10 protein-coding genes are annotated in these 10,288 nt (G+C 41.6%); 7 read left to right on the top strand and 3 right to left on the bottom strand.

Annotated elements, in window-relative coordinates; translation table 11 throughout:
• Both WB217_RS16450 and WB217_RS16445 read right to left on the bottom strand, forming a co-directional pair.
• Positions 1–362, bottom strand: a 362-nt coding sequence (locus WB217_RS16450; RefSeq protein ID WP_423994349.1) for a thioredoxin domain-containing protein, incomplete at its 3' end; no start/stop codon positions are given.
• Between the two features lies 1 nt (position 363).
• Positions 364–801: a disulfide oxidoreductase gene (locus WB217_RS16445; RefSeq protein ID WP_423994348.1), complete on the bottom strand. Its 438-nt coding sequence runs from the start codon at positions 799–801 to the stop codon at positions 364–366.
• A gap of 636 nt (positions 802–1,437) precedes the next feature.
• Between WB217_RS16445 and WB217_RS16440 the strand changes: the two genes are divergently transcribed.
• From WB217_RS16440 to WB217_RS16420, 5 genes are all read left to right on the top strand, one after another.
• Positions 1,438–2,979: a GNAT family N-acetyltransferase gene (locus WB217_RS16440; RefSeq protein ID WP_423994347.1), complete on the top strand. Its 1,542-nt coding sequence runs from the start codon at positions 1,438–1,440 to the stop codon at positions 2,977–2,979.
• 303 nt (positions 2,980–3,282) lie between these two features.
• Entirely contained in the window at positions 3,283–5,028 is a 1,746-nt protein-coding gene (locus tag WB217_RS16435) for a phospho-sugar mutase (protein ID WP_423994346.1), read from the top strand.
• An 84-nt stretch (positions 5,029–5,112) separates the two neighbouring features.
• The gene (locus WB217_RS16430) at positions 5,113–5,835 is read left to right on the top strand and encodes an SDR family oxidoreductase (RefSeq protein ID WP_423994345.1); all 723 of its coding nucleotides are present in this window, start codon (positions 5,113–5,115) and stop codon (positions 5,833–5,835) included.
• A gap of 499 nt (positions 5,836–6,334) precedes the next feature.
• The gene (locus tag WB217_RS16425) at positions 6,335–7,450 is read left to right on the top strand and encodes a GAF domain-containing sensor histidine kinase (RefSeq protein ID WP_423994344.1); all 1,116 of its coding nucleotides are present in this window, start codon (positions 6,335–6,337) and stop codon (positions 7,448–7,450) included.
• A 42-nt stretch (positions 7,451–7,492) separates the two neighbouring features.
• On the top strand, positions 7,493–8,152 hold the full coding sequence (locus tag WB217_RS16420) for a response regulator (RefSeq protein WP_423994343.1): 660 nt from the start codon (positions 7,493–7,495) through the stop codon (positions 8,150–8,152).
• A gap of 107 nt (positions 8,153–8,259) precedes the next feature.
• Here WB217_RS16420 and WB217_RS16415 read toward each other — a convergent pair whose 3' ends face one another.
• Entirely contained in the window at positions 8,260–8,514 is a 255-nt protein-coding gene (locus WB217_RS16415) for a YhdB family protein (RefSeq protein ID WP_207499067.1), read from the bottom strand.
• Between the two features lie 227 nt (positions 8,515–8,741).
• On the opposite strand from WB217_RS16415, the gene WB217_RS16410 reads away from it, so the two are divergent.
• Positions 8,742–9,065 carry a DUF3889 domain-containing protein gene (locus WB217_RS16410; protein WP_423994342.1) on the top strand — a complete coding sequence of 108 codons (324 nt, stop codon included), beginning with the start codon at positions 8,742–8,744 and terminating at the stop codon, positions 9,063–9,065.
• Positions 9,066–9,144: 79 nt separating this feature from the next.
• A partial coding sequence (locus tag WB217_RS16405) for a SpoVR family protein (protein WP_423994341.1) occupies positions 9,145–10,288 on the top strand: 1,144 nt, incomplete at its 3' end.

Raw genomic sequence — 10,288 nt, 5'->3', positions numbered from 1 at the left:
GATTCAATACCGTAATTATTCCATCCTTCTTCAAACTCAAGCAAATTGAATTGGACCAGGTTCACATCCATTTCCTTAGCTAGAGGAGATACAATAGGGGTTGTTCGTACACAGTGCGGGCAAGTAGGACTGTAAAAGTATACAGTTGCATCTTCACCATTTTTAATGACTTTTTCAAGCTCGTCCGGTGTGATGATATTTTGATAATTGGGATCTTCAAGCTGTTTTACTGTCTCAGGATGCAGAGCTTCTTTGCCAAATGGATTGCCTTCTGCCTTTTCCTCATTTTGTGCTTTACTTACAAAAAATAAAGCTGCGAACAAACCGACAATGATGACTAAAAATATGATTACCTTTTTCAAATCATTCTGCCTCCTTCGTCTTCTTCCAGATGATCAAGCTTAATGTAAATATAATGATAAATGCCGAAAGGGCCAGGAATGGGATCGTAATAAAACCAAGCCAGTTTATATATTGGCCGGTACATGGAACCCTTCCGCAAGTAACGGCATTGTCGGCCATGAACGGAACCTTTTGCAGCGAGTAGTGGTAAATAGAAATCAGCGCACCAACCGCGGACATTGCCATCGTATACAGGGAAATTCGATAATCTTTTTTAACAACCGCTATTCCAAGTATTAAAGCAAATGGATACATCAATATTCGCTGGTACCAGCAAAGCAAGCAAGGTTCATACTGGCGGATTTCTGAAAAATACAGACTGCCAAAAATGGCTAGGATCGAGGTAGCCCATGCTGCAAACAAAAATGTCTCCCTGGAGTCCTTTTTAACTTGTCCCATGCAAATCTTTCCCCCTAAAACAACATATAGTCTCTATATGCTTCATATAAAAAAACACGCAATCATCCCATTACATCTTAAGAAATATAATACACTATTTCAATTAACATTGTGTGAATTAAGTTACAAGCAAAATAATCAAGCTGCAGATTTTTAAATGAACAAAAAGGATAAGCTAAATTACAAGTAATATATTGAGCTGATTAAGGGTATAGGGATAGGTAATTATTTTTTTATTAGGCCCTGTTAAAGCCCAATGTTGATTTTTAAAACCTGTTGATTGTAGTGGAAGGCGCGAAGACTCCTCCGAAAATGCTAACGCATTTCCATCGTGCGTGGGCGAATTCGAGGAAGCTATTCAATGTCCTGCGGGCTAAGCTGGTCAGGTGAGGCCTAGGTGAAATGATCCTCGTGAGGGATCATTTCTACCTCGCAGGAGCGAGACGACGAGGAGGCTCAGCGCCAGCTCCTAGAAGAATTTGATTATGAAAAAGCCGGCAGTTGGGCTTTTTCATAATTCTTCCGCGGAAAGCGAAGCGCCTGGAACGAAAATCAACAGCCATGTTAAAATAGCCTTTTAATAATAGGCATATTTATAAAAGAGTGATTGAAGAAATGAAAGGTGTGTAAGACCCTATGACGACGGAACTTGATTTATCCAAATTTGAAAAGAAAATGAACATTCGAAATACAAATTATGAAGATATTGATGAAATCATAAAAATGCAGAATAGCTGCTTTCCTGGAATGGAGCCATGGAAGCGTGACCAGTTGGAAAGTCACCTGGACATTTTTCGAGAAGGGCAATTCGTCGCGGAATATGACGGAAAAATCGTTGGCTCATGTTCAAGTCTGATTATAAATTTTGACGAATATGATGACCGTCATACCTGGGATGATGTTACAGACAACGGCTATATTACCAACCATAACCCAAATGGATACAATCTTTATGGAATCGAAGTGATGACACATCCTGATTTCCGCAGAATGAAGGTTGGATACCGTTTGTATGAAGCAAGGAAAGATCTTGTAAGACAATTGAATCTGAAAAGTATTATTATTGGAGGAAGAATTCCTAATTACCATCTGCATGCAGAAGAAATGTCACCAAGGGAATACGTTAGACAGGTTGCAACTCATAAGCTTTATGACCCCGTGCTATCTTTCCAGCTGAGAAACGACTTCACTCTTATGAGGATCAATCCGAATTATCTTCCAGATGACCTTCAGTCCAATAAATACGCAACCTTGATGGAATGGAATAATGTCGACTACCAGCCGAAGTCAAAGCGTTTCTTCAAGACAAGTAATCCAGTCCGCATTTGTGTCGTTCAATATATGATGAGGCAAATCCAGTCATTCGAAGATTTCGCGCATCAAGTAGAATATTTTACAGATGTTGCGTCCGATGCTGACTCTGATTTTGCTGTATTCCCTGAACTGTTCACGGCACAGCTCATGTCCTTCCTGGATGAAAAAACACCTTCACTTGCAGTCCGCAAGCTGACCGAATATACCGAGCAATATATCGAATTATTTACTGATCTGGCCGTTCGCTACAATGTGAATATTATTGGCGGATCACACTTTGTAAAAGAAGATGATGATGAGATTTACAACATTTCCTATCTGTTCCGCCGGGACGGAACAATTGAAAAACAGTATAAGCTTCATATCACCCCAAACGAACGCAGATGGTGGGGAATCAGCCGCGGAGACGAGGTAAAAGTTTTTGATCCAGACTGCGGGAAAATTGCGATTCAAATCTGCTATGATATTGAGTTCCCAGAGCTTGCGAGAATTGCAACTGAAATGGGCGCTAAAATTATTTTTACCCCTTTCTGTACGGAGGACCGGCAGGGTTATTTAAGAGTTCGTTACTGTTCGCAGGCACGGGCAGTCGAGAACCAGATTTACACTGTAATCTCAGGTACTGTAGGGAATCTGCCGCAAACGGAAAATATGGATATCCAGTATGCACAGTCAGGCATATTCGCACCATCAGATTTCGAGTTCGCACGTGACGGCATCGTAGGTGAAACGAATCCGAACATTGAAATGGTGATGATCGGTGATGTCGACCTTGAAGTATTGCGCCGCCAGCGCCAGGATGGTACGGTTCGCCAGTTAAAAGATCGCAGACACGATATATATAGGATTCAGTATAAAAAGTAGTTGAAGGAAAGCCTGCCGTTCGGCGGGCTTTTGCTATGGTTTTAACGAGGCCATAGTTAGGAATAATTCGAAAAAGTTAGGAATATCAAAGCGAAAGTTTTTTTACTGATTGATTTGTTATCTGCAATACCATTTAATAAAAGCAATAAAATAATCAAAAAGTACCTTAATATATGAAAGGGAAATGCTTTCAGGATATCGAACTAACAATATAGATAAATTAGATAAAAATTATCAAAGTCAGCAAAAATTGTTTTATAATTAGCTGTACGATTTAAAATTTTTTCTTCAGGAGGGCATTCAATGGATTGGAAAATGAAAGCCGAAAGATGGCTAGGGTTTGCTGGACTGGACCCGGAACTTAAAGCAGAATTAGACTCAATAAAAGAGAATGGCCAGCATTTAGAAGAAGTTTTTTACAAGAATCTCGAATTCGGGACGGGCGGCATGCGCGGGGAAATCGGCGCAGGAACTAACCGAATGAATTTATATACGGTCAGAAAAGCCTCTGCTGGATTGGCAGCATACATAGAACAACACGGTTTTGAGGCAAAACAGCGAGGTGTCGCGATCGCCTATGATTCCCGCCATAAATCACCGGAATTTGCGATGGAGGCTGCAAAAACACTTGCGACACGCGGCATTCAGACTTATGTTTTCGAAGAATTAAGGCCTACACCAGAGTTATCATTTGCTGTCCGCCACTTGCATGCATACGCTGGTATCGTGATTACGGCAAGCCACAATCCTCCTGAATACAATGGCTATAAGGTATATGGCTATGACGGAGGCCAGCTTCCGCCTGAGAGCGCGGACGAGGTAATCGCAAAAGTGAATGAAATTGAAAATGAATTATCTATTGAAGTAATGGACGAGCAAGATTTGAAGGAAAAGGGCTTGATCAAAATGATCGGACCTGAAGTAGATCGTGCTTATCTTGAGAAGCTGATGACGATTTCCGAAAATCCGACATTATCGGACGAAGCAGAAGTAAAAGTGGTTTTCACGCCACTGCATGGGACAGCAAACATGCCAGTTCGCAATATCTTGACGAATCTGAAATACCAGAACGTTAAGGTTGTTGAAGAACAAGAGCTGCCTGACCCAGAGTTCTCGACTGTCAAAAGCCCGAATCCGGAAGAGCATGCTGCATTCGAGCTTGCGATCCGTGAGGGGAAGAAAATTGATGCGGATATACTAATCGCAACAGATCCTGATGCTGACCGCCTAGGCATTGCAGTCAAGAATGAAGAAGGAGAATACGTTGTGTTGACCGGAAACCAAACGGGCTCACTTCTTCTTCATTATATTTTGACTCAGAAGAAGGAAAAAGGGACGATGCCTGCAAATGGCGTTGTGTTAAAGACAATTGTTACATCTGAACTTGGCCGCAATATCGCTTCATCATTCGGAGTAGATACAATCGACGTCCTGACTGGATTTAAGTTCATTGCTGAAAAAATTAAAGCATATGAGGAATCAGGAGAGTACAGGTTCTTATTTGGGTACGAGGAAAGCTATGGCTATTTAATCGGAGATTTCGCACGCGATAAGGATGCTGTGCAGGCTGCAATGCTTTCCGTTGAAGTATGCGCATATTACAAAAAGAAGGGCATGTCATTGTATGAAGCTCTTCAAAGTGTCTTTGAAGAATATGGCTATTATCAGGAAGGTTTGCGTTCCCTTACGTTAAAAGGAAAAGAAGGCGCAGAGCTAATCCAGAAGACGCTTGGAGTCTTCCGTTCGGAGCCAATCAAGAATCTAGGGGAATTGAAAGTTACTGCTGTGGAAGATTATTTAACAGGAGTAAGAATGGATGAGAACAATGTGGAAGAAAAAATTGAGCTTCCATCATCAAATGTTATTAAATACTATCTAGAGGATGGTTCATGGATGTGCCTTCGCCCATCAGGAACTGAACCAAAAATCAAGTTTTACTTTGGAGTAAACGATAAGAGCCTTGCTGATAGCAAACAAAAATTGCAAAAAATCGAGCAAGACTTCATGGAGTTGGTCGAGTTAAAAATGGAAGCAGCTAAGAATTTATAAGCTTTTCTATTTTCGTAAACTTCATTGCCTTATTCATAATCGTATAACATCTATGGTTTCTGCAGAAAGAAAGGAAGTAGTAACATGTTAAAAAATCAGGTAGCAATCGTAACAGGAGCATCAAGAGGGATTGGCAAAGAGATTGCCATCAAATTGGCTGAACAGGGAATGAAGCTAGCTCTTGCTGGCAGCTCTGAAGAAATTATCCAAACAGCTGAGGAATTGAAGCAGAAGGGTTTTTCTGATGTAATTGCAGTCCAAACGGACGTCAGCGAAGAGCAGCAGGTTAAGAACCTGGTCGAAAAAACGCTTCAGCAATTTGGCCAAATCGACATTCTCATCAATAATGCCGGCATCGGCTTTTTCAAATTGGCTGAGGAAGTGGACGTCGAGGAATGGAAGAAGCTATTTGAAGTGAACGTACAGGGAGTATTCCTAGGCGCAAAAGCGGTATTGCCGCATATGAAGGAACGTAAATCAGGTACGATCATTACGATTTCTTCAGATGTCGGCCGATATACAATTCCAAACGGAAGTGCCTACACTGCAACCAAATATGCGGTACAGGGCTTCAGCGGTTCGCTTGCCCAGGAAGTGAGAGAGTACGGAATCCGCGTAGGGACGATTAATCCAGGCATGGTTGATACGTATTTTGCCAACTCCGAACAAGGACTTCCAGAAAAACATGATTGGCTAAAGGTGGAAGATATCGCTAACGCTGTAGTGTATATGGCATCGGCCCCTAAACATATGCTGATTGATGAAATCGTTATTCACCCGCTAGTCCAGAATTATCCGATTGCTTAATATAAATTGTGATCCGAAGAGATTTTATCTCTTCGGATTTTTTGTCTAAAGAATGATAAATGGCTTCTAATCTGAGTTATAGGTGCAGTCTTAGATGGGATGATTCTCAAAAGATTCTCTTGCTGAACTGAAAAAAGAAAAATTTGAAAAAGAGGTCATCAATAAGTCCTCTTGGTGACCTAAAAGAACAAAAATCTGAAAAAGAGTTGATCAAAAAGTTCTCTTGGTCACCTAAAGAACAAATTAAAAAAATGTCACCAATATCTTCTTAACTCCTAAAAGAGAGAAAAACTGGAAAATGAATGTGAAAATGTTCAAAGACCATGCAGCAACATCTCTAAATAATTTATGTTATTCTTTGCTATCCTTTTAAATACATGGGGTACGTTCGTGCTGTAAAAGAGGTTTGACTGCTACTTTTGACTGAGGAGATTTCAGACTTTTTTCGAAAGCGTAATTTTTCCAAAAAAGATATAATGGAAAAAATGGGGGGATCTTGATGGTTGAAAGGAAGAATTCTGAAATCAGTATTTTGAAGGAAATTGCTGAATTACTGAATGAGGGAACTGAAATCAATCGAGTTTTAACAGAGGTTTTAGCAAAGCTTTTACATATTACAGGGCTTGAAACAGGTTGGATTTTTCTGATAGATGAATTAGGCAGCTACCAGCTGGCTGCGAAGGCTGAACTTCCACCAGCCCTTTCATTGAACAAATATGAACCGATGTGCCATGGCGGTTGCTGGTGTGTGGATCGATATAATGACGGCCGTTTGAATAAAGCCACGAACATATTTGAATGCAAGAGGATAGAGGATGCAATTATCAATAATAGTGGTGAGACGAATGGACTGACACATCATGCAACGGTACCTTTAAGAGCAGGAGATGAAAAGTTTGGGGTCCTCAATGTAGGTTCGCCAAATAAGACTCATTTTAAAGTTGAGGAGCTTGCATTGCTCGAGGCAATCGCGTTCCAAATTGGTACCGCAATTAAAAGAATAAAGCTGACTCAGCAAGAACATGATTTGGCTCTGGCAGCTGAACGAAACCGGCTGGCGAGGGATCTCCATGACTCAGTTAATCAGCTGTTGTTTTCGCTTAGTCTGACAGCGAGGGCCGGAGCTGAAATGTCGGACACTGATCAAGTGAAGGAAACATTTGCTTATATTCAGGATTTAGCCCAGGAAGCTCAAGGTGAAATGAGGGCGCTTATTTGGCAGCTTCGTCCACGAGGGCTAGAAAATGGAATCATTTGCGCGCTCGCTGGTTATTCAGAAATGCTTGGGCTCCCCCTTGAAACCGAAGTCTCGGGTGTATCGAGCCTGCCCGGAAAAGTGGAGGAAACACTATGGAGAATTGGCCAGGAGGCTCTTGCGAATTGCAAGAAGCATGCACAGGCGGAAAAAGTTGAGCTTAAATTAGAAATCAAAAACGAGCTGGTGACAATGACTATAAATGACGATGGCTGTGGTTTCAACTTTAATCCGAACAAAGAAATTCCATCCCTCGGCTTAAAAAGCATGAAGACAAGAGCAGCAGCATTGGGCGGGAAACTCGAGCTTTTAAGCAAGATGGATGAAGGTACGTCTATCATCGTTACCATTCCAGTATAAAGTTTTATTATCTTAAATATAGAAATAAAGGAGGAACGGAGTATGGCAATTAGAGTTCTGATCGCAGATGACCATCATGTTGTCCGACGGGGATTAGTCTTTTTCCTAAAGACTCAGGAAATGATAGAGGTCGTGGGTGAAGCCGCAAATGGAAAGGAAGCAGTCGAGCTTGCGCGAAAATTGAATCCTGATCTAATTCTGATGGATTTGATCATGCCAGAAATGGATGGCATCCAGGCGACCAAAATGATTAAGTCAGAAATACCGAAGATAAAGATCATGATGCTGACTAGCTTTTCCGACCAGGAGCATGTCATACCAGCTGTTGAAGCGGGGGCGTCAGGCTATCAATTAAAGGACATTCAGCCTGACGAACTCGTGTCGTCCATCAAGAGAATCATGAATGGGGAAGACCAGCTTCACCCAAAGGCCACGTCCCTTGTAATGAAGCATTTATCAAGCAATAATAGGCAGGAAAGAAAACCGCTAGATGATCTTACTAAGCGGGAGCTGGAGGTGCTTAAGGAAATCGCCAGCGGGAAAAGCAATAAAGAAATTGCATCTTCCTTGTTCATTACCGAGAAAACAGTGAAAACACATGTATCAAACGTTCTGGCGAAGCTTGGACTTGCCGACCGTACTCAGGCTGCGTTATATGCTGTACGAAACCAGTTGGTCGATCAGCAGCCACCTTCAGCTTAAATTTACATGCATTGAATGGAAAGTTTTACAGGCGAATGGATCGAATAAAACAAAGCAAACACGGCACCTTAATATAGGTGGCCGTGTTTTTTGGTGGAATTCTCATTTTAAATCAAGCCGTTAACAGCGGTTTCCAGGAAGTCATCGCCGGCGGCTTCATTTGCGTGGTCGATGTATCTAAGCAGAGAATACAGGCGTTTTTCAATGACAGAATAGTCTTTTTCAAAATTGTAAGCGTGGAGAAAATGTTCGATCTTTTTGGCCAGGAATTGGTCCTCTGTCCTGACCATCAGGATAAGCAGGTTATCCCATTGTGATCTATGCGTGTAATATAAGGCACGATCATAATCCGATTTTGTCATATCCGTTCCTCCTTGTAAGGAGTTGATAATATTATATGGAGTTAAAGCGGGAACTTGCTCAGAAAATGTTGGTCGTCCCTGTTTACAGGGTTTTTCAAGTTTTACCTGTATAAACTAATCCCTTTTAGCAGCGGTATAAACAGGGTATTTTTTCCTCTGGCCATTCTGTACATATTCAACTTGCTACTGATGGAAAATAAAATAACCCATGAAAAGGAGCATGTTTAATGAAAAAATATCTCGCGCCTATGTTTGCCACACTGGTTATTCTACTATGCATGAATAGTCTTGATGTCAGTGCCCAAAGGCCTGATTACGAAAAATACGGACGAATTGCCACTGCCGTCATCAAAGAGGACTTTCCTGGTGAAGAAGTCCGGGATTATCAATATATGGGCCGGAAACAATTGAGTGATGGCCAAGTTGTCGATTCCTTTCAATTCAAAGTAACGGCCGATGGCCAGCCTTTAATTGCCACTGTACAAATCACACATGATTTGAAAAACAAAAGGCTGCTGAACCTTACCGTGACTGAACAAGCACAGCAGTAAAGTTTTTGCAAACCCGATAACCCGTTCATCTTTCTCCCTTTTTGCTCATACATTGTGGTAAGAAGTGAAAGGGGGAGAGATGGTGTCAGAAGATCAAAAGTCATTGGAATATGCCATTTCTGAGATAACCGAAATCGCCAAGGGATTCGGGCTTGATTTTTATCCGATGCGATATGAAATATGTCCTGCAGAAATCATCTATACATTTGGTGCATATGGTATGCCTACAAGATTTTCGCATTGGAGCTTTGGAAAACAATTTCATAAAATGAAGCTTCACTATGACCTAGGCCTTTCGAAAATCTATGAACTTGTCATCAATTCGAATCCTTGTTATGCCTTTTTACTTGATTCAAATTCCTTGATTCAAAACAAGCTCATTGTTGCCCATGTTCTGGCGCATTGCGATTTTTTCAAAAATAATGTCCGATTCCAGAACACGAAGCGGGACATGGTTGAAAGTATGGCAGCCACTGCCGACCGTATTAGAATGTATGAAATTGAGCATGGGAAGCAAGCTGTAGAATCCTTCCTGGACGCAGTGCTTGCCATTGAGGAGCATATCGATCCATCTTTGATGAGGCCGAAGCTCTCATGGTCTGCTGAGGATGAAGTAGAGGATGATCCTGCACCGCGCGCAACACCATATGATGATTTGTGGGGACTTGAATCAAAGAAGTCCAATGAAAAAGAAGCTCCAAAGAAAAAGAAGTTTCCACCGCGACCTGAAAAGGATTTGTTATTATTTATTGAAAGCTACAGCCCCTACCTGACTGATTGGCAGCGTGACATCTTAACGATGATGCGCGAAGAAATGCTGTACTTTTGGCCGCAGCTTGAAACGAAAATCATGAACGAAGGCTGGGCTTCATTCTGGCATCAAAGAATTCTCAGGGAGATGGATTTGACGAGCGGTGAAGCGATTGAATTCGCCAAGCTGAATGCAGGTGTTGTCCAGCCTTCTAAGACAGGAATCAATCCTTATTATCTTGGGATAAAAATATTCGAAGACATTGAGGAACGCTATAACAATCCGACCGAGGAAATGAAACGGCACGGAGCAAAACCTGGTTCAGGCCGTGAAAAAATGTTTGAGGTCAGAGAAATTGAATCGGATATCTCCTTTTTGCGCAATTACCTGACAAAAGATTTAGTCATGCGGGAAGATATGTATCTTTTCCAAAAGCAAGGAAGGGAATACAAAGTAGTCGACAAAGCATGGG

It is taken from the genome of Mesobacillus sp. (genome assembly GCF_049588175.1).
Classification (GTDB): domain Bacteria; phylum Bacillota; class Bacilli; order Bacillales; family Cytobacillaceae; genus Mesobacillus.
This window is presented reverse-complemented; position numbering and strand designations above follow the sequence as displayed.